Source organism: Streptomyces hebeiensis, assembly GCF_052983195.1.
This window is the reverse complement of the sequence record NZ_CM129812.1, coordinates 6,361,838-6,384,766: the sequence shown is the minus strand read 5'-3', so window position 1 is coordinate 6,384,766 and position 22,929 is coordinate 6,361,838. Positions and strand designations below refer to the sequence as shown.

At 72.5% G+C, this 22,929-nt stretch carries 16 protein-coding genes and 1 pseudogene; 7 read left to right on the top strand and 10 right to left on the bottom strand.

All coding sequences use genetic code 11. From position 1 onward, the window contains the following. Positions 1-4: 4 nt before the first annotated feature. On the bottom strand, positions 5-1,069 hold the full coding sequence (hemE, locus tag ACU6P3_RS27380; protein ID WP_447194546.1) for a uroporphyrinogen decarboxylase: 1,065 nt from the start codon (positions 1,067-1,069) through the stop codon (positions 5-7). A 91-nt stretch (positions 1,070-1,160) separates the two neighbouring features. Here hemE and ACU6P3_RS27375 point away from each other — a divergent pair, with 91 nt between their 5' ends. The 6 genes from ACU6P3_RS27375 to ACU6P3_RS27350 all read left to right on the top strand — a co-directional run bounded on the left by ACU6P3_RS27375 (position 1,161) and on the right by ACU6P3_RS27350 (position 8,594). Further along, the gene (locus ACU6P3_RS27375) at positions 1,161-1,859 is read left to right on the top strand and encodes a DUF3000 domain-containing protein (RefSeq protein WP_447194545.1); all 699 of its coding nucleotides are present in this window, start codon (positions 1,161-1,163) and stop codon (positions 1,857-1,859) included. A 346-nt stretch (positions 1,860-2,205) separates the two neighbouring features. After that, the gene (locus ACU6P3_RS27370; RefSeq protein WP_030752569.1) at positions 2,206-2,865 is read left to right on the top strand and encodes a response regulator transcription factor; all 660 of its coding nucleotides are present in this window, start codon (positions 2,206-2,208) and stop codon (positions 2,863-2,865) included. 77 nt (positions 2,866-2,942) lie between these two features. Next, entirely contained in the window at positions 2,943-4,268 is a 1,326-nt protein-coding gene (locus ACU6P3_RS27365; protein ID WP_447194544.1) for an HRDC domain-containing protein, read from the top strand. A 174-nt stretch (positions 4,269-4,442) separates the two neighbouring features. Further along, the gene (locus tag ACU6P3_RS27360; protein WP_447194543.1) at positions 4,443-5,087 is read left to right on the top strand and encodes a DUF6461 domain-containing protein; all 645 of its coding nucleotides are present in this window, start codon (positions 4,443-4,445) and stop codon (positions 5,085-5,087) included. Positions 5,088-5,247: 160 nt separating this feature from the next. Further along, the gene (locus ACU6P3_RS27355) at positions 5,248-6,468 is read left to right on the top strand and encodes a thiolase family protein (protein WP_447194542.1); all 1,221 of its coding nucleotides are present in this window, start codon (positions 5,248-5,250) and stop codon (positions 6,466-6,468) included. Next, entirely contained in the window at positions 6,465-8,594 is a 2,130-nt protein-coding gene (locus ACU6P3_RS27350) for a 3-hydroxyacyl-CoA dehydrogenase NAD-binding domain-containing protein (RefSeq protein ID WP_447194541.1), read from the top strand. The genes ACU6P3_RS27355 and ACU6P3_RS27350 overlap by 4 nt, the downstream gene beginning before the upstream one ends. A gap of 149 nt (positions 8,595-8,743) precedes the next feature. On the opposite strand, the gene ACU6P3_RS27345 is transcribed toward ACU6P3_RS27350, so the two are convergent. Continuing rightward, complete coding sequence (locus ACU6P3_RS27345) at positions 8,744-9,901, bottom strand: PLL family lectin (protein ID WP_447194540.1); 1,158 nt, start codon at positions 9,899-9,901, stop codon at positions 8,744-8,746. Between the two features lie 154 nt (positions 9,902-10,055). On the opposite strand from ACU6P3_RS27345, the pseudogene ACU6P3_RS27340 reads away from it, so the two are divergent. After that, positions 10,056-10,412 (top strand): annotated as a pseudogene (locus ACU6P3_RS27340) (NYN domain-containing protein); the annotation flags it as partial. Here ACU6P3_RS27340 and ACU6P3_RS27335 read toward each other — a convergent pair. The 8 genes from ACU6P3_RS27335 to rok7B7 form a co-directional block, all read right to left on the bottom strand. Continuing rightward, positions 10,412-12,331: a glycosyltransferase family 39 protein gene (locus tag ACU6P3_RS27335; protein ID WP_447194539.1), complete on the bottom strand. Its 1,920-nt coding sequence runs from the start codon at positions 12,329-12,331 to the stop codon at positions 10,412-10,414. The pseudogene ACU6P3_RS27340 and the gene ACU6P3_RS27335 sit on opposite strands and share 1 nt — an antisense overlap. A 165-nt stretch (positions 12,332-12,496) precedes the next feature. Next, positions 12,497-13,471 carry an alpha/beta hydrolase gene (locus ACU6P3_RS27330; RefSeq protein ID WP_447198086.1) on the bottom strand — a complete coding sequence of 325 codons (975 nt, stop codon included), beginning with the start codon at positions 13,469-13,471 and terminating at the stop codon, positions 12,497-12,499. A gap of 280 nt (positions 13,472-13,751) precedes the next feature. Continuing rightward, a complete protein-coding gene (locus tag ACU6P3_RS27325; protein WP_447194538.1) occupies positions 13,752-15,242 on the bottom strand; it encodes an amino acid permease in 1,491 nt (496 codons plus the stop codon). Positions 15,243-15,459: 217 nt separating this feature from the next. Further along, positions 15,460-17,439: a 1-deoxy-D-xylulose-5-phosphate synthase gene (gene dxs, locus ACU6P3_RS27320; RefSeq protein WP_447194537.1), complete on the bottom strand. Its 1,980-nt coding sequence runs from the start codon at positions 17,437-17,439 to the stop codon at positions 15,460-15,462. 381 nt (positions 17,440-17,820) lie between these two features. Next, positions 17,821-19,194 (bottom strand): sugar ABC transporter permease, encoded by a 1,374-nt coding sequence (locus ACU6P3_RS27315; RefSeq protein WP_447194536.1) that lies wholly within the window; start codon positions 19,192-19,194, stop codon positions 17,821-17,823. Then, positions 19,191-19,979: an ATP-binding cassette domain-containing protein gene (locus ACU6P3_RS27310; protein ID WP_030744694.1), complete on the bottom strand. Its 789-nt coding sequence runs from the start codon at positions 19,977-19,979 to the stop codon at positions 19,191-19,193. Before ACU6P3_RS27310 ends, ACU6P3_RS27315 begins: the two co-directional genes overlap by 4 nt. Before the next feature lie 457 nt (positions 19,980-20,436). Next, positions 20,437-21,537 (bottom strand): substrate-binding domain-containing protein, encoded by a 1,101-nt coding sequence (locus ACU6P3_RS27305; RefSeq protein ID WP_447198085.1) that lies wholly within the window; start codon positions 21,535-21,537, stop codon positions 20,437-20,439. A gap of 155 nt (positions 21,538-21,692) precedes the next feature. Then, positions 21,693-22,892 (bottom strand): ROK family transcriptional regulator, encoded by a 1,200-nt coding sequence (gene rok7B7 / locus ACU6P3_RS27300; protein WP_447194535.1) that lies wholly within the window; start codon positions 22,890-22,892, stop codon positions 21,693-21,695. Positions 22,893-22,929: the final 37 nt, after the last annotated feature.

Here is a 22,929-nt window from a genome sequence, read left to right as displayed (position 1 = left end):
CCCCCTACCGGGCCGTCCGCGTGTGCACGTACTCCACGAGCCGGGTCAGGGCGTCGGGGTCCATGGTCGGCAGCACGCCGTGGCCCAGGTTGAAGACGTGGCCCTCCAGCCCGGCCGCCGCGTCCAGCACCTCGCGGGTCTTGGCCTCCACGGCCTCGGTCGGGGCGAACAGGACGGCCGGGTCGAGGTTGCCCTGGAGCGCCTTGCCGGGGCCGACCCGGCGGGCGGCCTCGTCCAGGGGAACGCGCCAGTCGACGCCCACGACGTCCGCGCCCGCCTCACCCATCAGGCCGAGCAACTCGCCCGTGCCGACACCGAAGTGGATGCGCGGCACCCCGTACGGCGCGACGGCGTCGAAGACCTTGGCGGAGGCGGGCAGGACGGAGCGGCGGTAGTCGGCGGGGGCCAGCGCGCCGACCCAGGAGTCGAAGAGCTGCACGGCGCTCGCGCCCGCCTCGATCTGCACGGTGAGGAAGGTGGCGGTGATGTCCGCGAGCCGGTCGAGCAGTTCGGCCCACAGCTCCGGATCGCCGTACATCATCGCCTTCGTGTGCTCGTGGTTGCGGGACGGGCCGCCCTCCACGAGGTAGCTCGCCAGGGTGAAGGGCGCCCCGGCGAACCCGATGAGCGGGGTGCTGCCCAGTTCGGCGGTGAGCAGCCCGATCGCCTCGGTGACGTACGAGATGTCGTCCGGCGTCAGCGCGCGCAGCCGGGCGAGGTCGGCGCGCGAGCGGATGGGCTCGGCGACGACGGGGCCGATGCCCGGCTTGATGTCGAGGTCGAGGCCGATGGCCTTGAGGGGGACGACGATGTCGCTGAAGTAGATCGCGGCGTCGACCTTGTGCCGCCGCACCGGCTGGAGCGTGATCTCCGTGACCAGCTCCGGCCGCATGCAGGACTCCAGCATCGGAATCCCCTCGCGCACCTTCAGGTACTCCGGCAGCGAGCGCCCCGCCTGCCGCATGAACCAGACCGGCGTGTGCGGCACCGGTTCTCGGCGGCATGCCTTCATAAAGGGCGATTCATACGTTTTCGTCTGCTGGCCCGAGGGGCGGTCGATCGCGCTCACGTCCAGAATCTTCGCACGGCCGCGGAAGCGCCCGCCCCGGCGCGGGTGTCCCTCCCCGCACGAGAGGCGGGTTCCGCCTACTCTTCCCCGCATGGCTGCGGCGCAGGGAAAGTTCTCCGAACACTCCGATCATTCCGACGGCACCGAGGAACGAGGCGGCACGGAGGGCGACCCCACCCCGTCCGCGTTCCGTGCGGCTGTCGAGGCGTTGCGGTCGGCGCGGCCCCGGCCCGGCGTGGAGCTGGAGCCGACGCCGCCGCCGAAGCGGCTGGCGCCGTACGCGTACGCCCTGGAGGCGGCGGCCGTGGTGGACGGCGAGGACCTGGCGGACGGCCGGCTGATCCTGCTGCACGACCCGGCCGGACACGAGGCATGGCAGGGGACGTTCCGGCTGGTGACCCTCGTCCGGGCGGAACTGGAGCCGGAGATGGCCGCCGATCCGCTGCTGCCGGAGGTGTGCTGGTCGTGGCTGACGGGCGCGCTCGACGCGCGGGACCTGACGCACGGAGCGGACAGCGGAACGGTCACGCGCGCGGGGTCGCACTACTTCGGCGGGCTCGCCGAGCGCCCCCCGGTGACCCAGATCGAGATCCGGGCGTCCTGGACCCCGCGCGAGGACCGGTCCGGGGCCCCGGACACGGCCGGGCACCTGGCGGCGTGGTGCGACCTGCTCTGCCAGGTGGCGGGCATGCCGCCGACGACCCCCGGCCCCTTGACGGGCGCCGGGGACGCGGGACCGGCAGCAGGTGTCGTTTCCCTGCCGCAACGCCGCGGCCCCCAGGCGCGCTGACGCGGTACGAGCGGACGCGATACGGACGCCGTACGCATGCGCACGGACCACCAGGAAGCGAACCCGGACAAAGCCGGGCGAACAGTCAGCACCCACACCACTCGCCGCCCCGGGGCGACATGAACGCCGGACGAGCGAGGGGCGAACCCGGAATCCGGCCACGACCGCCCACCGGACGATCGATCACCCATCCGAATTGCCCGAATTGTTACTCACCAAATCGTGATCATTCTCTAAAGGCGGGCGGGATTGCTGCCGAAGAGGTCAATGACCCTTCAACGCACGGACCGCCCCGGCTTCATCCCCTGAGCCGGCCCCGTCCCGCACCTTCCCCCCAGGAGGCCTGGTGTCCGTACTCCTCGAGCAGCCCGCAAGCCTGGTCGCCTACCGCCCGAACAAGCCGACGGCCATGGTCGTCGTGGCCGACCCACGCGTCCGCTCCACCGTCACCCGCCATCTGTGGGCCCTCGGAGTACGTGACGTCATCGAGGCGTCGTCCATCGCGGAGGCCCGCCCCCGCGTCGGCAACCCGCGCGACATCTGCGTAGCCGACGTCCACCTGCCCGACGGTTCCGGGCTGACCCTGCTGTCCGAGACCCGCGCGGCGGGCTGGCCCAACGGCCTGGCCCTGTCCGCCGCCGACGACATCGGCGCCGTACGCAACGCCCTCGCGGGCGGAGTCAAGGGCTATGTCGTCACCGGTACGCGTACGAACATCGGCCACCCGACCCGGCCGGGCGCCGCCGCCATCGGCGCCGGGCCCCGGCTGCACCGCCGCCCACCGGGCGCCCCGAGTCACCCGGGCGGCTACCGCGAGCTGTCGGGCCGTGAGGTCGAGGTGCTCAGACTGGTCGCCGAGGGTCAGTCCAACAAGGCCATCGGCGTCTCGATGGGACTGTCCGCGCTGACCGTGAAGAGCCACCTCGCCCGGATCGCGCGCAAGCTCGGCACGGGCGACCGGGCCGGAATGGTCGCCGTGGCCCTGCGCACCGGCATCATTCACTGACCGCTTCCGACCCGCCACCGCCCGCCGACGGAACGTTCCGTCGGCGGGTGCCTTCCGTTCACCGATACCCTTGACAGGTGACCGACGCCACCGACGCCCAAGAGACCGCAGCAGAGCCGGCACTGCGCACCACCGGGGGCCCGCGGCGGCAGCCGCTCATGTCGCAGCCCCCGGACGACGTCGAATCGGCGCCGATTCCCTTGTTGGAGCCCCGGGAGGGCGTGCCGCCGGTGATCGCCACCGAGGCGGCGCTCGCCGATGTGATCGCCGCGTTCGCCGCCGGCACCGGGCCCGTGGCCGTCGACGCCGAGCGCGCGTCCGGCTACCGGTACGGGCAGCGCGCCTATCTCGTCCAGTTGCGTCGCGAGGGCGCGGGCACGGCGCTGATCGACCCGGTCGGCTGCCCGGACCTGTCCGGCCTCGGCGCGGTCCTCGCGGACGCGGAGTGGATCCTGCACGCGGCGACGCAGGACCTTCCGTGCCTGCGGGAAATAGGCATGACGCCCAACCGGCTGTTCGACACGGAGCTGGCGGGCCGGCTGGCGGGCTTCCCCCGGGTCGGCCTCGGCGCCATGGTCGAGAACGTCCTCGGTTACGCGCTGGAGAAGGGCCACTCCGCCGTCGACTGGTCGACCCGGCCGCTTCCCGAGCCCTGGCTGCGCTACGCCGCGCTCGACGTGGAACTGCTGGTGGATCTGCGCGACGCGCTGGAGAAGGAGTTGGACCGGCAGGGCAAGCTGGAGTGGGCCCGGCAGGAGTTCGACGCGATCGCATCGGCCCCGCCGGCACCGCCGCGCAAGGACCCGTGGCGGCGCACCTCGGGCATGCACAAGGTCCGGCGGCGCCGCCAGATGGCGGTCGTACGGGAGCTGTGGACGGCCCGCGACCAGGTCGCGCAGCGGCGTGACGTCTCGCCGGGCAAGGTGCTGAGCGACGCGGCCATCGTGGAGGCGGCGCTCGCGGTGCCCACCCACGTACAGGCCCTGATGGCGCTGCCCGGCTTCGGCCACCGCATGGGCCGCCGTCAGCTGGAGCAGTGGCAGGCGGCGGTCGACCGGGCGCGCGGCCTCACGGACTCGGACCTCCCCCAGCCGGGCCAGCAGACCCCGGGTCCGCCCCCGCCCCGCTCCTGGGCGGACAAGGACCCGGCGGCGGCGGCCCGCCTCTCCGCGGCGCGCGCGGCCGTCACGGAACTGGCCGAGCGGCTCGGCATGCCCCAGGAGAACCTGATCACGCCGGACACGGTCCGCCGCGTGTGCTGGGAGCCGCCGCGGGAGGTGACGCCGGAAGCGGTGGCGCACGCCCTGACGTCGCACGGCGCCCGGCCGTGGCAGGTGGAACAGGTGACCCCCCTGCTGACGGCGGCGCTCACGCCTTCGGCTCCGGGCGGCGGGGAAGCGTAGCGGCGGGCGCGGTTCCGGCGGACCGGACCGGGGGTGGGCGGGAGCGTGCTCCGGGAACCGCCGGGTCGGTGGCCGCCGGCGGCCGAACCCCGGCTCGGGTCGGGCTACGGTGACTCGCGCCGCGTCCCGCCGGAGGCGACGTACGTACCGGCACGCCAGGAGACGAGATCACACATGCCCATACGCGCATTCCCGCCGCACACGCTCGACGAGGAGGGGACCCCGCTCTGGATCAATGAGCTGGCCGCCGACGATCCGAACCACAGCCTGCATGTCGTGCGCGGCCTGGAACCGGCGCGAGCGCTGGAGACGCTGGGCGCCGTACCCCACCTGTTCAGGCCCTGCGAACTGCCTGCCGGCAAGCCCGACGAGTGGACCTCGCTCCCCGCCGCGGCGCTCGGCGTTCAGCCGGGAGACTCCGGCTCGCTGCTGGCCGGGCGGGTCGGCGCGTGGACCTTCGTCTATGACGACTCCGGTTCCACCACGGAGGAGAGCACGCCGTCGCTGTCCGCCGAGGGCCGGACGGCGGCCACGACCATGTTCTCCATCAACGCGGACGCGAGCCTCGCCTACGCCGTCGACGGGGAGACACTCGCGTGGATCAACGTCGACGACCTCGATCTCGCGACGGACCTCCCGAACATGCCCGCCGAACTGCGTGCCGCGTTCGTGGCGGCCGGCACGGCCGACCTCGACCACCTCGAGCCCGGCGCGCCGGACTACTCCATCGGCTTCCGCGTGATCTGCGCGCTGGCGGGGCTGACGTGCACGCTCGACGACCTGCGCCGCGTCCCCCTGCTGGTCACTCCGTTCGGCTGACACCCGTTTCCGGGGCTCGGTTCGCCTCCGGAGGCGAACCGAGCCCCAAAAAAGAGGGGGTCTGGGCACAGTCGGTTACCCGCAAGTAGCATGATGGAGGAGACGCGCGTCAGCGCGCACCCCGCAGCAGTGCCATCCCGCACCCTGGAGGAGAGCCATCGTGCCTCGTAACGTCAGGGACGTCGTCTTCGTCGACGGCGTCCGCACCCCGTTCGGCAAGGCGGGCCCCAAGGGCATCTACCACGAGACCCGCGCCGACGACCTCGTTGTGAAGGCCATCCGGGAGCTGCTGCGCCGCAACCCGGACCTCGACCCCGCCCGGGTCGACGAGGTCGCCGTCGCCGCGACGACGCAGATCGGTGACCAGGGGCTCACCCTCGGCCGTACGGCCGGGATCCTCGCCGGGCTGCCCCAGTCCGTGCCCGGGTACTCGATCGACCGGATGTGCGCGGGCGCGCTGACCGCCGTGACCACCACGGCGGGCTCCATCGCCTTCGGGGCGTACGACGTCGTCGTGGCCGGCGGCGTGGAGCACATGGGGCGTCACCCCATGGGCGAGGGCGTCGACCCGAACCCGCGGTTCGTCTCCGAGAAGCTCGTGGACGACTCCGCGCTCTTCATGGGCATGACCGCGGAGAACCTGCACGACCGCTTCCCGCACCTGACGAGGCTGCGCGCCGACGAGTACGCGGTCCGCTCGCAGGAGAAGGCCGCCAAGGCGTACGCCAACGGCCTGATCCAGCGGGACCTGGTGCCGATCTCCGTCCGCCGGACCAGTCCCGAGGGCGGGGAGACCGGCTGGGGGCTGGCCACCGCCGACGAGCCGATGCGCCCCGGCACCACCCTGGAGTCGCTGGCGGGGCTGAAGACGCCGTTCCGCCCGCACGGCCGGGTCACCGCCGGAAACGCCGCCGGGCTCAACGACGGCGCCACCGCCTCGCTGATCGCCGCCGAGGACTTCGCGCGCGAGCAGGGCCTGCCGGTGAAGATGCGGCTCGTCTCGTACGCCTTCGCGGGCGTCGAGCCCGAGGTCATGGGGTACGGCCCGATCCCGGCGACGGAGAAGGCGCTCGCCAAGGCCGGGCTGTCGATTTCCGACATCGGGCTGTTCGAGATCAACGAGGCGTTCGCCGTGCAGGTGCTGGCGTTCCTCGACCACTACGGCATCGCGGACGACGACGAGCGCGTCAACCAGTACGGCGGCGCCATCGCCTTCGGCCACCCGCTGGCCTCCTCCGGCGTCCGGCTGATGACGCAGCTGGCCCGGCAGTTCGAGGCCCAGCCGCAGGTCCGCTACGGCCTGACGACGATGTGCGTCGGCTTCGGCATGGGCGCGACGGTCATCTGGGAGAACCCGCACTTCGACGGAGGAAACAAGTGAGCGCGACCGCTGAACTGCTGAAGGGCGCAGCCGAGCTCTTCCCCGGCGAGGTCGTGACGCAGGCGCACGTCCGCCATCTCGACCTGCCGGCCGGCGCGGGCCGCTTCGCGCTCATCACGCTGGACAACGGCCTGGACCACACCAAGCCGACGACCTTCGGCCCGCAGTCGCTGGCGAACCTGAGCGCGGCTCTGGACCAGGTCGAGAAGGAGGCGTCGGACGGCTCGATCGTCGGCGTCGGCGTCACGGGCAAGCCGTTCATCTTCGCGGTCGGCGCCGATCTCAAGGGCGTGGAGCTGCTGAAGCGCCACGAGGACGCGCTGGCCATCGGGCGGGGCGGCCACGAGGTCTTCAAGCGGCTCGGCGCGCTGGCGGTGCCGACGTTCGCGTACTACAACGGCGCGGCCATGGGCGGCGGCGTCGAGATCGGTCTGCACTGTCAGTACCGCACGGTGTCGGCGGCGCTGCCCGCCTTCTCCCTGCCCGAGGTCTTCCTCGGCCTGGTACCGGGCTGGGGCGGCTGCGTGCTGCTGCCGAACCTGATCGGCGCGGAGCGCGCGGTCTCGGTGATCATCGAGAACTCGCTGAACCAGAACAAGCAGCTCAAGGGCGCCCAGGTGCATGAGCTGGGCATCGCGGACGCGATCTTCGAGGGCGCGGACTTCCTGGAGCAGTCGCTGGCCTGGACCGCGGCCGTGCTCAAGGGCGAACTGGCGGTCGTGCGGCCCGAGATCGACCGGGGCGAGAGCTGGGACGCGGCGGTGGCCCGCGGCCGGGCCGTGGCCGACGCGAAGGTGCACGGCGCGGCCCCGGCCGCCTACCGCGCGCTCGACATCATCGCCGCCGCCAAGGACGGGGACCTCCAGGCGGGCTTCGACGCCGAGGACCGGGCGCTGGCGGACCTGATCATGGGCGGCGAACTGCGGTCCGGGATCTACGCCTTCAACCTGGTGCAGAAGCGCGCCAAGCGGCCGGCCGGCGCGCCGGACAAGTCGCTGGCCCGGCCGGTCACCAAGGTCGGGGTCGTCGGCGCGGGCCTGATGGCCTCGCAGTTGGCGCTGCTGTTCCTGCGCCGCCTGGAGGTGCCGGTCGTCCTGACGGACATCGACCAGGAGCGCGTCGACAAGGGCGTCTCGTACGTCCATGGCGAGGTCGACAAGCTGCTGCTCAAGGGCCGGATCAACCAGGACAGGGCGAACCGGCTCAAGGGTCTGGTCTCGGGCGTGCTGGACAAGGCCGAGGGCTTCGCCGACGCGGACTTCGTCATCGAGGCCGTGTTCGAGGAGATGAGCGTCAAACAGAAGGTGTTCGCGGAGGTGGAGGCGGTCGCCCCGGCGCACGCGATCCTCGCGACCAACACCTCCTCCCTGTCGGTCACGGAGATGGCCTCGAAGCTGAAGAACCCGGAGCGGGTCGTCGGCTTCCACTTCTTCAACCCGGTCGCGATCCTGCCGCTGCTGGAGATCGTGCGGGGCGAGCGGACCGACGACGCGGCGCTGGCCACGGCGTTCGGGGTGGCGAAGAAGCTGAAGAAGACGGCGGTGCTCGTCAAGGACGCGCCCGCGTTCGTCGTCAACCGCATCCTCACCCGCTTCATGGGTGAGATCCAGAACGTGATCGACGAGGGCACGCCGGTCGCGGTGGCCGAGAAGGCCGTCGAGCCGCTCGGGCTGCCGATGTCACCGCTGGTGCTGTTGGAGCTGGTCGGCCCGGCGATCGGCCTGCACGTCTCTCAGACGCTGCACGACGCCTTCCCGGACCGTTTCACGGTCTCCGAGAACCTCGCGGCGGTCGTCAGGGCCGGCAAGCGCGGGTTCTACGTGTACGACTCCGGGCGGCCCGAGCTGGACCCGGAGGTGGCCGCGCTCCTGAAGCAGGGCGATGTGGTGCTCACCGAGGAGCAGACGCGGGAGCGCGTGCTGGACGCGGTGGCGCGGGAGATCTCTCTGATGCTGGCCGAGGGTGTCGTCGCGGAGGCGCAGGACATCGACCTCTGTCTGATCACGGGCGCCGGCTGGCCGTTCCACCTGGGCGGCATCACGCCGTACCTGGACCGCGAGGGCATCGCGGAGCGGGTGAACGGCAAGCCGTTCCTGGCGCCGGGAGTGGCGAGCGTGCCGGCCTAGTGCCCCTCCCGGCAACGTTTGCCCCGTCGCGCCGACGGCTGTGGGCGTCCGGGCCGGTACGGAAGCGGAAGCCTCCGTACCGGCCCGGCCGTTCGTGTGCGCGGGCCCGGTCCGTCCGTACAGTCGCCGCGCGGGTCCGCCCCCGTACGTCAGACCGTCCGCCAGGCCGCCAGTGCCAGGCCCGGTTCCTCCTTCTGCCGCGCCACGCGCAGTGCGCCGTCCTCGTCGAATGCCGCCAGGACCACCCGGCCCGCGCCGTCCAGCGCCAGGGCCGGGGCGCCGGTGCACGGGGTGCCGCTCGGGGTCCAGTGGAGGCCCGCCGCCTCGTCCTCCGTCGGGTACGCGGCGATGTACGGGCGGCCGTCCGGGCCCCGGTGGGCCAGGATCGTGCAGTCGTGGCCGTCGACCGGGGTGCGCAGCAGGGCGACGGGGCCGGAGCCGGGGCCGCCGAGGCCGGTCGGCGGGGTGCCCGGGCGCCAGGCGCGGACCTTGCCGTCGGTCTCGGCGCGCCAGAACCGGGTGAGCCGGCCGGGCCCGGTGCGTTCGGCGGTGAGCGTGCCGGGGGCGATGTCCACCGCCCCGGGCTCCTCGTCCGCGCGTTCCAGCCGCGCGTCCGGCTTCTCGCGCAGCCAGCGCACCACGGCCCCGTCGGCCGGGACGAGCAGGTCGACCACTCCCCCGTCGGTGGTCGCGGCGGCCGCCTCGCCGGTCAGGGTCTCCTCCGGGGTCGCACCGCCCCAGGGCTGCCAGCGGCCGGTCGTGGACTGGTTCTTCGCCGAGAGGCCGCCGTTCGCGTTGCGCACGAAGAGATGGACGGAGCCGGTGCGGTCCAGCACGGCGGACGGCATCCCGATCCGCTTGCCCTTCTCTCGGTCCTTGCCGTGCGGGTTGCCGAGCGAGGCCCAGTCCCGCAGCGGGCGGCCGGTCTGGAACTGGACGGCGTGCACCAGGTCCGTCTCGGCGGGCCCGTCCGCGCGGGGCCGTTTCCGTACGCCCACGAGGTGGACGTACCCCTCCGTGCTGCGCGCCACGGACAGGTACGGCAGCAGTCCGGGCGCCGCCAACGTTTCCGGCCCGGTCCAGTCGGGGCCGCCGGGCCGTCGCTCGGTCCAGCGGAGCACCCCGTCGGCGACGGGGGCGTAGGCGGTGAGCCGGCCGTCCTTGCCCCGCAGCAGCCAGCCGGTGGTCGCGGGGAGGTGGCCGTTCGCGGGCGGCGCGGCGTCGCGGGCACCCGCCTTCCGGACCGTGTCCGGCGCGTCACCCGCGCTGTCCGACCGCTTCGACGTCCCTTGGGACCTCGGTGCCATGGCCCACCGCCGCCTTCCCGAGCGCAGGAAAACCCGGAGCACGATAGTACGCGTCGGCGCGCGGACCAGGTCCGGGCGCCTCCCGCGGGGCCGGGCGCCTCCCGCGGGGCCGGGCCCGCGACGGCCCCCTAAGGTGCTGAGGGTGCGAACTCGGATGATCGTCGATGCGGCGAATGTGGTCGGTTCCGTCCCGGACGGGTGGTGGCGCGACCGGTACGGGGCGGCCGAACGGCTGCGGGACGCGCTCGTGCCGTACGCCGGGCAGGGGGTGGCGGGGCAGCCCGGGCCCCTGGACGTCGTGCTGGTCGTGGAGGGCGCGGCGCGGGGCGTCGGGTCCGTGCCCGGGGTGCGGGTCGAGGCGGCGGAGGGCAGCGGGGACGACCTGATCGTGGAGCTGGCGGCGCGGGCGGCGGCGGAGGGGGCCGGGTGCCTGGTGGTGACGGCGGACCGGGAGCTGCGCCGACGAGTGGCCGCGCACGGAGCGCGGTGCGCCGGCCCCCGGACCGTACGTCAGCGGCCGGGGCCGGTCGAGGCCGATGCCGATGCCGGGGCCGCCGAGGCCGCGGGGCCCGCCGACGGCGCCGGGACGGCCGGTGGGCCCGAGACTCCCGAGGCTCCCCGGGCACCGGGGGATCCCGGGACTCCAGGCGCCGGTGGCCCCTCGGACGAGCGCGCGTAGAGCACCGCCCCGTCGACCGTGCCCGGCAGGGGTTCGTAGTGCAGGGCCAGCAGCGCGCGCAGGGTGGGCAGCCGGTCCGGGGCGAAGGGCTTGCCCCGGGAGTCGTCGACGATCAGAGCGGGGGGCCGGTCGCGCAGCTCGGCGGCGAGGACGGGCCAGGTGCCGGGCACGGCGTACTCCTCACCGACCTGGGGGCCGTCGCGGCCGCCGCTGTAGTTGGTGAGCAGTCCGGCCGTCAGATAGCGGCTGGCGGGGGCGCGGTCGGCCAGCCAGTACGTCTCGGGGTGCATGCCCCAGACGAGGATCCGGTCGGTGGCGGCCGTACGGGCCCGTACGGCGTCGGCGAGGCGCTGGGCGTGCCCGAGTTCGGGGCGGGGCGCGAGCAGGCCCCAGGCGAGGAAGACCCCGCCGGCGCAGGCGGTGGTGAGCACCGCGGACGCGATCCGGTCGGCGGGCAGCCGGTGGAGGGCGGCGGTCGCCAGCAGCACCAGCGGGGGCAGGAGTTGCAGGAAGTAGTGGCCGAAGAAGTGGAAGCCCGCCAGCACGGCGGTGGCGGAGGCGCCGAGCCAGAGCCGGAGGTCGGCGACGCCCGGGTCGGCCAGTGCCGCCGCGCGGCGCGGGTTCGCTTCCGGGTCCCAGGGGCCGCCGGTGCCGTCCGTTCCCGGGCCGGGCGCGCGGGGCGGACGGGAGCAGGCGCGCAGGACGTGGGGCAGCAGGCCCGCGCAGGCGAGGCAGAGCAGGGCGGTGTTGGCCAGGCCGCGGGCCAGGACGTGCAGTTCGGAGCCGGTGAAGGCGGCGTACGCGCCGGAGCCGGTGACCGTCCAGAACAGGAAGCCCGAGGGGCTGGTGAGCAGGGCGGCGGCGAGGACGGGCAGGACGAGCCCGGCCAGCAGCAGGGCCGTGTCACGGCCCCGGGACGCGAAGCGGGCGGCCGGCCGCCCGCCGGCCCGCGGTTCGGGCCCGGTCGGCAGGCGGCCGACCCCGTGCCCGGGGGCGGGCACGGGGTGCCCGCGCGGCGCCGTACGCGACGGTGCGGGGCGCAACAGCAGCCACAGGACCGGGACGAGGGCCGCGCCGCCCGTCTGCTTCGTCAGCACCGCGCCCGCGGCGGCGAGGCCCGCGGCACCCCAGCGGCCCCGCCCCGCGCACCACACCGCGGCGACCGTGAACGGCAGTATGAAGACCTCGAACGTGGCGGCCTGGGTGTCCTCGGGGTTGAGGCCGATGGACACGGGCGGGTACAGCACGCCGGCGACGCGGCCCGCCCGGTCGCCCCAGCGGTCCCGGGCGACGGCCGCCAGCAGGGCGGCGGTGGCCAGCACGGCGAGGGCCGCGAGGGCCTTGACCGCGTACGGGAATCCGCCGCCGAACAGCAGCAGGGCGGCCTGGTACAGCCACGGCAGCAGGGGCGGTTTGCGGTCGACGACCGTCTCGTACAGCGCGCCGCCGTCGGCCAGTATCCGGGCCTGGACCGCGAGATAGCCCTCGTCGGGATTCCACAGCGGGTGCCGGAGGGACGGCAGCCGGGTGACGAGGACGAGCAGCGCGAGGACGGGCAGCAGCCCGCGCCAGTACCGGGGGCCACGACCGGTCCGACGGTCCGGCGTCCGTACGGGACGGGGGCGGTGTGTCCGTACGGGACGGGTGCCGGGTGTGCGCACGGCCGGCTCACGCGCGGGGCGTGCGTCGCGGGGCCGCGTGGGACGGGGAGCGTGCGGCCGCAGGGTGGACGGCGGCGGCTGGGCGGGCATGCGGCACGGTAACCGGCCTCGTGTCCGTGTCCGGGCAGGACATACGCGGCCGGTCGAGTGAGCGGCGCGACCGCACGCCGAGCGCATGACCGGCCGGGCCTTCGGCGAGGTCGGCGCGGGCATCGCCCTGTCCGGGCTGACGGTGGTGGCGGTGCGCCGTCTCTCTCAGTCGCCGTGGAGTGCGTCCTTGACGGCGGCGACGGCGATCCGGCGGGCCACGTTCGTGGCGTGGCAGCCGCGGAGACTGTCGAGCATCAGGAAGTCGTGCACCATGCCCAGCACGCGCACGGCGGTGACCGGCACCCCGGCCTCCCGCAGTCGGGCCGCGTACGCCTCGCCCTCGTCACGCAGTACGTCGGCCTCATCGGTGATCACGACGGCCGGGGGCAGGCCCTTCAGGTCTTCGAGAGAGGCGCGCAACGGGGACGCGTAGCGTTCCTCGCGCTGGGCCTCGTCGGTCGTGTACTGGTCCCAGAACCAGAGCATGCCGTCCCGGGTGAGGTAGTACCCCTCGGCGAACTGCAGATAGGAGGCGGTGTCGAAATTCGCGTCCGTGACCGGGTAGAGCAGCACCTGCGCCGCCAGACGGATGTCGCCGCGGTCCTTGGCCATCTGGGCGAGGACCGCGGCCATGTTGCCGCCCACGGAGTCGCCGCAGACCACCATGCGCGAGGCGTCGAGTCCGTGCTCGGCGCCCTGGGCGACGACCCACCGCGCGACGGCGTGGTTCTGCTCGATCTGGGTCGGGTAGCGGGCCTCGGGGGCCCGGTCGTAGACGGGGAACACGACTGCCGCGCCCGCGCCGACCGCCAGCTCGCGGACGAGGCGGTCGTGGGTGTTCTCGTCGCCGAAGACCCAGCCGGCACCATGGATGTAGAAGATCACGGGCAAGGGGCCGGCGGCGTTCTCCGGCTTGACGACGCGAGTTCTCACCGTGCCCCATTCGCCGGCGTCGACGGTGATCCATTCCTCGTCGATGTCCGGCTTGTCCACGCCCTCGCCGGTCTGCAGGCCGGCGAGGATGTCACGCCCCTGCGCCGGGGGAACCTCGTAGATGCGGGGGTGGGCCGCGGTGGCGTCGGCCAGTTCCTTCGCCGCGGACTCCAGCGTGGGAGCGGGCGGCGGGGGCAGTTCCTTCATGGTGAACCTCCACAGGTGACGAGCCGCCTGCGCGGACGTGTCGACGCGCGGGGCCGTGGGCATCGCCACCAGACTCACTCGTCCGCCGGGAGGGCGCATCACGGGCGGCGCGCCCCGCGCGCCGGCGACCGGGAAGGTCACGGTGGATTCCTCCCGGCACACCGAGGCGGGGGCGTGGCGCCGGACGTCGTCGGTCACCTGCGCCGCGTCGGCCCACGGTTCGGTGGAGTGCCGGAGTCGTCGCGTGGAGGCCGTACGGGTCGTTTCGCCTGTCGGTCACCTATCCGTTCTTCGCCCGACCGGGGACTTCCGACGGCCTCCGGTCCAGGCGGCTGTGGCCGCGTCCGTAGGCGAAGTAGACGATGACGCCGATGGCCATCCAGATGCCGAACCGGAGCCAGGTCTCCGCGGGCAGGTTGAGCATCAGCCAGAAGGAAGCGAGGACGGACACGATCGGCAGGTAGGGCACCAGCGGGGTACGGAACGAGCGGTGCAGGTCGGGCCGGGTCCGGCGCAGGATGATCACGCCGAGCGCGACCACGACGAACGCGAAGAGCGTGCCGATGTTGACGAGTTCGGCCAGTTCCTCGATGGAGGTGAAGCCGGCGACGACCGCGACGAGCAGCCCGAGCAGCAGCGTGGAGCGGTACGGCGTGCCGAAGCGCGGGTGGACGTGCGAGAACGTCCGGGGCAGCAGTCCGTCCCGGCTCATCGCGAAGAACACCCGGGTCTGCCCGAGGAGCAGGATCATGCAGACCGAGGTGAGGCCGACGGCCGCGCCGAAGCTGATGACACCGGCCCAGAAGGGATGGCCGACGGCCTTGAAGGCGTCGGCGAGCGGGGCGTCCACCGACAGGTCGGTGTAGTGCTGCATCCCGGTGACGACGAGGGAGACCGCCACGTACAGGACGGTGCAGATGAAGAGGGACCCGAGGATGCCGCGCGGGACGTCGCGCTGCGGCAGCCGGGTCTCCTCGGCGGCGGTCGCGACGATGTCGAAGCCGATGAAGGCGAAGAAGACGACGGCGGCGGCGGTGAAGATGCCCATCACTCCGAAGTTGCTGGGCGTGAAGCCGATCATGAGCTGGATGATCGGCGCGGTGAGGCCGCTGCCGCCGGAGCTGGGCTCGGAGGGCGGGATGAAGGGCCGGTAGTTGGCGCCGTTGACGAGGAACGCGCCCACGATGATCACGAGCAGGACGACGGTGACCTTGATCCCGACGATCACGCTGGTGACCCGGGAGGACAGCTTCATCCCGGCGACGAGGACGCCGGTGAGCACGATGACGAGGAGGAAGGCGAGCAGGTCGAAGTCGAACTTCCCGTCGTGGGTGCCGGACAGGACCTCCGGCATGCTCGCCCCGGCATTGTCCAGCAGGGCGCGCACATAGCCGGACCAGCCGACCGCGACGACGGCACAGCCCAGCGCCAGTTCCAGGACGAGGTCCCAGCCGATGATCCAGGCGGGCAGTTCGCCGAGCGACGCGTAGGAGAAGGTGTACGCGGACCCCGCGACCGGCACCGTGGAGGCGAACTCGGCGTAGCACAGAGCGGCCAGCGCGCAGACGATTCCGGCGACGACGAACGAGAGGGCGGTGGCGGGGCCCGCGTTCTGCTTGGCGACGACGCCGGTCAGGACGAAGATGCCGGTGCCGATGATGACTCCGACGCCGAAGACCGTGAGATCCAGCGCGGAGAGGGTCTTCTTGAGCGCGTACTCGGGTTCCTCGGTGTCCCGGATGGACTGCTCGACGTTCTTCGTCCGGAACATGCTTCTCCCGGCAGGGCCCGGTTCCTGCTCCGTACTCACCGGCGTACCTCCGTGTGCGCGTCGTTCCGGCGGTGGCCGCCGGGCCGTCGGATGGTCCCCGCGATGAAGCGAGATGGTGCGGAGCCCGACTACCCTGCTCAGCTTTTTTTCACACATATGGGCCGGTCACTCCGCCGGGAGAGGGCGGACCGACCGGCCCATGCGCACACGTGGGGGCTCAGTCCCGGGCGGCCTCCGCCGCGTCGATCAGCCGGCCGTCCAGGCGGGCGACCAGGCCGGTGACCTGGCGTGCGATGTCCGGCGCGGTCAGCCCGATCTCGGCCATGACCTCCTTGCGGGAGGCGTGGTCGAGGAAGCGTGGCGGGATACCGAAGTCACGCAGCGGAACGTCGACCCCGGCGTCGCGCAGCGCCTGGGAGACGGCCGAACCCACGCCGCCCGCACGGCTGTTGTCCTCGACGGTGACGACCACGCGGTGCTGCTCGGCCAGCGGGGCGAGCGCCTCGTCCACCGGTTTGACCCAGCGCGGGTCCACGACGGTGGTGGAGATGCCCTGCTTGGCGAGGAGGTCCGCGATCTCCAGGCACATCGGCGCGAGCGCGCCGACGGAGACGAGCAGGACGTCGGCCGTGCCGTCCGCGGGCTTGCGCAGGACGTCCATGCCGCCGATCCGGCCGACGGCGGGGACCGCCGGGCCGACCGCGCCCTTGGAGAAGCGGACCACGGTCGGCGCGTCCTCGACCGCCACCGCCTCGCGCAGTTGGGCGCGCACCTGGTCGGCGTCGCGCGGCGCGGCGATCCGCAGCCCGGGCACGCACTGGAGGATCGACATGTCCCACATGCCGTTGTGCGAGGCACCGTCCGTGCCGGTGACACCCGCCCGGTCCAGTACGAAGGTGACCCCGCAGCGGTGCAGGGCGACATCCATCAGCACCTGGTCGAAGGCGCGGTTGAGGAAGGTCGCGTAGACCGCGAAGACCGGGTGGAGCCCGCCGGTGGCCAGGCCCGCGGCGGAGACCGCGCCGTGCTGTTCGGCGATCCCCACGTCGTAGACCCGGTCCGGGAACGTCTTGGCGAACTTGTCGAGGCCGACCGGCTGGAGCATGGCGGCCGTGATGGCGACGATGTCGTCGCGCTCGGTGCCGAGCCTGACCATCTCCTCGCCGAAGACCGAGGTCCAGTCCAGCCCGGAGGAGGCGATCGGCAGACCGGTGTCGGGATGGATCTTGCCGACGGCGTGGAAACGATCCGCCTCGTCCTGGAGGGCGGGCTGGTAGCCGCGGCCCTTCTCGGTCAGGCAGTGCACGATGACCGGCCCGCCGAAGCGCTTGGCGCGCAGCAGCGCGGACTCCAGGGCCTCGATGTCGTGGCCGTCGATCGGCCCGACGTACTTCAGTCCGAGGTCCTCGAACATGCCCTGGGGGGCGATGAAGTCCTTGAGGCCCTTCTTGGCGCCGTGCAGGGTGCCGTAGAGGGGACGGCCGACGACCGGGGTGCGCTCCAGGAGGTCCTTGCCACGGGCGAGGAAGCGCTCGTAGCCATCGGTGGTGCGCAGGGTGGCCAAATGGTTGGCGAGGCCGCCGATGGTCGGGGCGTACGACCGCTCGTTGTCGTTGACGACGATGACGAGGGGCCGGTCCTTGGCGGCGGCGATGTTGTTGAGCGCCTCCCAGGCCATGCCGCCGGTCAGCGCGCCGTCCCCGATCACCGCGACGACATGGTCGTCCTTGGCCAGCACCTCGTTGGCCTTGGCGAGGCCGTCGGCCCAGCCCAGGACCGTGGAGGCGTGCGAGTTCTCGATCACGTCGTGCTCGGACTCGGCCCGTGAGGGATAGCCGGACAGGCCCCCCTTGCTCTTGAGCCGGGAGAAGTCCTGGCGGCCGGTGAGCAGTTTGTGCACGTACGACTGGTGGCCCGTGTCGAAGAGGACCTTGTCCTTCGGTGAATCGAACACGCGGTGCAGTGCGATGGTCAGCTCGACGACGCCGAGGTTGGGTCCGAGGTGGCCGCCGGTCTTCGACACCGCCTCCACGAGGAATGTCCTGATCTCAGCGGCCAGCTGCTCCAGCTGCTCGGGGCCCAGCCGATCCAGATCGCGCGGGCCGGTGACGCGGGACAGCAGCTCAGTGCCGTCTCCCGCCTCCGCGCTTGCCGGGCGCGCTTCGCGCGGCACCTGCTTCACTGTGCCTCCTTGCATGGGGAGCTGGTCGAGCTTGTCGATCCGCCGAGTCTAGTGTTCCGTTCGCGTGACGTGTCAGCGGGCAGTGCGTAGTGCGTCACCTGATCGGTTGTATGGAGGTCATACCGCATATATGTCATACGGACGGACGTCGTGGCGGCCGCAGTGGTTGCGTACGGCTCCTGACGGAGCATGAAGGAGCGCGGCGTACGGGGCCGGGGCCGGAGCTGGGTGACCACGGTCATACGAGGCCGGGTGACCACTGTCATACGCCGACGGTCCGGCCGGCCCACGGCCGGCAGACCACGGCCCGGCAGCCGGCCTCCTGGTTCAGGTGCCGGGTGCCGGGCCGTGGGACGCCTCGGGGGCGGAGCCCGAGGACCGGGCGGGAGCGCGGCGTCAGGCGCGGCCCGCCGTCTTCTGGGTCTTCCTGGTGACCGAGTCGATGACGACCGTGGCCAGGAGCACACCGCCGGTGATCATGTACTGGGTCGGCGTCGCGATGCCCTGCAGGGCCAGCCCGTACTGGATCGACGTGATCACCATGACACCGAGCAGCGCGTTCCAGGTGCGGCCCCGGCCGCCGAAGAGGCTGGTGCCGCCGATCACGGCCGCTGCGATGGCGTTCATCAGCAGGTCGCCGGTGCCGGCGCTCTGGTTGGCGGCGGCGATCTTGGAGGCGATGAAGAGGCCGCCGACGGCCGCGAACGTACCGGCGATCGAGTAGACCGAGACCCGGATCAGCGTGACGTTGATGCCGGCGCGACGGGACGCCTCGACGCTGCCGCCGAGGGCGAAGACCTTGCGGCCGTACGTGGTCCGGCGCAGCACGAAGTCGGTGAGGACCAGGACCGCCAGGAACACCACCACGGCCAGGGGCAGTCCCTTGTACTGGTTGAACATGAAGGCCGCGGCAAGGGCCACGACCGCGAGGACCCCGGTGCGCAGCAGGGTCTCGTTGAGCGGCCGGGAGGGGATGCCCGCGGCGTCGCGGCGCCGGTTCTCCAGGAACGACGTCAGGAAGAACACCACGACCGCGAAGACGGCGAGCCCGTAGGCGGCCGCGACGTCGCTGAAGTAGTACGTGGTGAGCTGGGCGACCAGGCCCTCGGAGTCCAGGTTGATGGTGCCGTTGTCGCCGAGGACCTGGAGCATGAAGCCGAGCCAGAAGAGCAGGCCGGCCAGCGTGACGGCGAACGCGGGCGCGCCCAGGCGGGCGAAGAAGAAGCCGTGGATCGCGCCGATGACGGCGCCGGAGGCGATCGCGATCACGAGGGCCAGCGCCTCGTTCATCCCGTGCGTGACGCTGAGCACGGCGACGATCGCACCGGACACACCGCTGACGGAGCCGACCGACAGGTCGATCTCGCCGAGCAGGAGGACGAAGACGATACCGACGGCGATCATGCCCGTACCGACCATGGCCACGGAGATGTTGCTGAGGTTCTCCGCGGACAGGAAGTTCGAGTTCAGGCTCTGGAAGATGGCGCAGATGACGATCAGGCCGACGACGACCGGGAGCGAGCCGAGGTCGCCGGCGCGCAGCTTGCGGCCGAACTCGGAGACGTAACCGGACAGGCCCTGCTCGCGCACCAGCAGCCGCGGGTCGACGGCGGTGACGGCGCCGTCGGCCGCGGCGGGCGCGTCCACGACGGCGGGCGCCGACGCCTTCGCGGTGCCGCCTCCTCCGGTTCCGGCGGCGTCGCTGTTCGTGTCGCCCCTGCCGCTCGCGTTGTCCTTGTCGAGCGACGTGGAGGTCTTGTCCGTACTCACTTCTGAACCTCCACGGTGCGCGAGGCGCGGCGGGTCACGGCGTTGTCCGTGGCGCCGGTGATGGCCGCGATGATCTCTTCCTGCGAGGTGGTCGCGACGTCGAAGACACCGTTGTTGGTGCCCAGCCGGAGCACGGCGACCTTGTCCGCGACCGCCTTGACGTCCGCCATGTTGTGGCTGATCAGCAGCACGGCGAGGCCGCGCTCGCGCAACCGCTCGACGAGGTCGAGCACTTGGGCTGTCTGTTCGACGCCGAGCGCGGCGGTCGGCTCGTCGAGGATGACCAGTTTGGGCTCGCCGAGCATGGACCGGGCGATGGCCACCGTCTGCCGCTGCCCGCCGGAGAGCGAGGCGATCGGGATGCGGACGCTCGGTATCCGGATCGACAGCGTCGTCAGCAGCTCGCGCGAGCGGCGCTCCATCTCGACCTCGTCCAGGACGCCCCACCTGCGGAGCTCACGGCCGAGGTAGAGATTGCCGACGACGTCGATGTTGTCGCACAGCGCCAGGTCCTGGTAGACCGTCGCGACCCCCAGGTTCTGGGCGTCGTGCGGCTTGCCGATCGACACGGGCCTGCCTTCCCACTCGATGACGCCGTCATCGATGGGGTGTACGCCGGCGATGGTCTTCACCAGCGTGGATTTCCCGGCACCGTTGTCGCCGACCAGGGCGACCACTTCACCGGGGTGGACCTCAAGCTCTACGTCGGTGAGCGCCTGGACGGCACCGAATCGCTTGGAGACCCCGCGCAACGCCAGCACGGGCGTAGCGGTCACGTGAACCATCTCCTTCGCCGCCTGACCGGCGGGGATGCCGCGCCGGGGTGGAGGCGCGGTGGTTGAGGGGGGGGAACAGAGGAGGAGGGGGGTACGGGGTGGGGCGGCCCCGCCGCGGCGCGTGCCGCGGCGGCCGGGTGGGTCCGTCCGGCGCCCCGCTCCAGCCGCGGGGCGTGGACGGGCGGGGCGCCGGACAGGCTTCGCGGGACCGGAGCGGTGGTGCCCCGGAGACGGCCGGAAGGGGCCCGCCGGCCGTCCCGTCGAGCGGTCCCGCCGGGGCCCGCCCGGGTCCGTCGGGCCCGCCGGCGCGCCCCGCGGCGGGCCGGGGGCGAGGGCGGCGTACCCGTGCGACGGACACGGCGTGACGGCCGGGACGGGGCGGGACAGGACGGGGCGGCGGGACGGACCGGACGTGCCGGTGGCGCGCGGACGGCGTACCGGCCGCGTGCCCGCCACCGCCTGCCGGTTACTTCAGACCGACCGAGTCGCAGGCGGCCTTGTACGAGGCGGTGCAGATCTCACCGGCCGTGTAGATACCGTCCTTGATCACGGTCTCCTGGATGTTGTCCTTGGTCAGCGAGACGACCGGGACCAGGACCGCCGGGATGCCCTTGGTGGTCTCGCTGTCGACCGTGTCCTTGGCGATGGAGTCGAGCTTCTCGCCCTTGGCCAGCGCGACGGCCATCTCGGCGGCCGTGGCGGCCTCCTTGGGGTAGGACTTGTAGACGCTCATGTACTGCTCGCCCGCGACGATGCGCTGCACGGCGGAGAGCTCGGCGTCCTGGCCGGTGACCGGCGGGAGCTTGCCGAGGCCGGCCCCCTTGAGGGCGGTGATGATGCCGCCGGCCATGCCGTCGTTGGCGGAGTAGACGCCGACGATCTTGTCCTTGCCGAGGGCGGAGAGCGCCGCCTCCATGTTGGCGTTGGCGTTCTGCGGCTTCCACTCCTTGGTGTCGTACTCCTTGCCGACGTTCACCTTGCCGTCGAGCACGGAGTGGGCGCCCCGCTTGTAGTCCGCGGCGTTCGGGTCGGTGATGGCACCGTTCATCATCACGACCTGGCCCGACTTGGCCTTGCCGCCCAGCGCCTCCAGCAGGGCCTTGCCCTGCACCCGGCCGACCTCGGCGTTGTCGAAGGAGGTGTACGCGTCGATGGGTCCCTGCGCGAGCCGGTCGTAGGCGACGACCGGTATGCCCGCGTCCTTGGCCTTCTTGACCGAGCCCGCGATGGCCTTGAAGTCGACGGCGTCCACGATCAGCGCGTCGACCTTGTTGGTCACCATCGTGTCGACCTGCTGGGTCTGCAGGGTCGCGTCCTGCTTGGCGTTGGCGTAGACGACCTTGCCCTTGCCCTCGGTGAGCTCGCTGACCCGCTTCTCGATCAGCGGCTTGTCGAACTTCTCATACCGGGCGGTCTCGTTCTCCGGAAGCAGCAGGCCGATCGTGATCGGGCCCTTGTTGTCCGCCTTGGACTCCTCCGCCTTGTCGCCGGACTCCTTGGCGCTGCCACAGGCGGCGAGAGAGACGGCCATCGCGGTGGCGACCGTGGCCACGGCAGCACGACGCATCGTTGCGTTCACTTCACTAACCTCCCTGACGAGGCCGCGTCGTTGCGGCCGAGGTGGCTGGAAGTCAACTCGGCTCCGGTGGCAGCGTCAAGGAGTAAATCCTTAACGAGATGACAACGGTGCCATTCGTTATCTAAGTGAAGGCACTTTCTTGTCTAAGTAAAGGCGGGCGCCTCGGCCGTCAGTCCACCCTCCAGCAGGGTGGAGTCACCCATCTCGCTCAGCACGAGGGCGAGCGCGCCGAGCACCTCGGCCCGGCCGCCCAGGGCTCCGGGCAACACGGTGAGCTGGCGCGCCGCGCTCGGGATGGCGTAGCGGGAGACCGACTCCCGGATGGGCGCGAGCACCAGCTCGCCGGCTTCCGCGAGGTCCCCGCCGAGCACCACCCGGCTCGGGTTCAGCAGGTTGCACAGGTTCGCCACGCCGCTGCCCACGTGGCGGCCGACGTCCGCGACGACGCGGCGGCAGCCCGGGTCGCCCTCCCGGGCCAGCTGTACGACCCGTTCCATGGTCAGGTCGGCTCCGTGGCCCGGCCGGAGGAGCGGCAGGACGTAGCGGGCCGCCGTGAACGTCTCCAGGCAGCCGCGGTTCCCGCACCGGCACACGGGGCCCGACTCGTCCAGCGTGATGTGGCCGATCTCGCCCGCCGTGCCGCCGGGGCCCCGGTAGACCCGGCCGTCGATCACCAGTCCGGCGCCGACCCCGCTGGCCACCTTGATGTACGCCAGGTCCCCGACCCCCCGGCCGCTCCCCCAGACCAGTTCGCCGAGCGCGCCGAGGTTGGCGTCGTTGTCGACGTACACCGGCACGCCGAGGCGCCGGGACAGCTCGTCGCTGGGGTTGATGCCGGTCCAGCCCGGCAGGATCGAGGTGGAGCCCAGCGTGCCGGACTCGACGTCTATGGGCGCCGGCACGCCGAGGCCGACCCCGACCACCTTCTGGCGGCTGATGCCGGTGGTGACGATCAGCCGCTCGACCAGCGCCTCGGCCCGGCCGAACCCCTCGGCGGACGACGCGTCCACGTCCAGCGGCTCGGCCTCCTCGGCCAGCACCTGGTGGGCGAGGTTGCCGACGGCCACGCGCAGGTGGGTGTGGCCGAAGTCGACGCCGATGACGATGCCCGCGTCCCCGCTCAGCGAGACGCTGCGGGCCCGGCGGCCGCCCGCCGAGGTGGGGGTGACCTCGACCGTGCCGCCGTCCTTGAGCTCGCGCACGATGTTGGAGACCGTGGCCGCCGACAGGCCCGTGCTCCGGGCGATCTCCGCCTGGGTGAGCGAGCCGGCCATGCGCACCGCGCGCACGACCCGCTCGAGGTTGGCCCGGTGCAGAGACGACTGCGACCCTGGAGTCCGCACGGTTGATCCACTCCTGCCCTTGACGGACGGCACGACC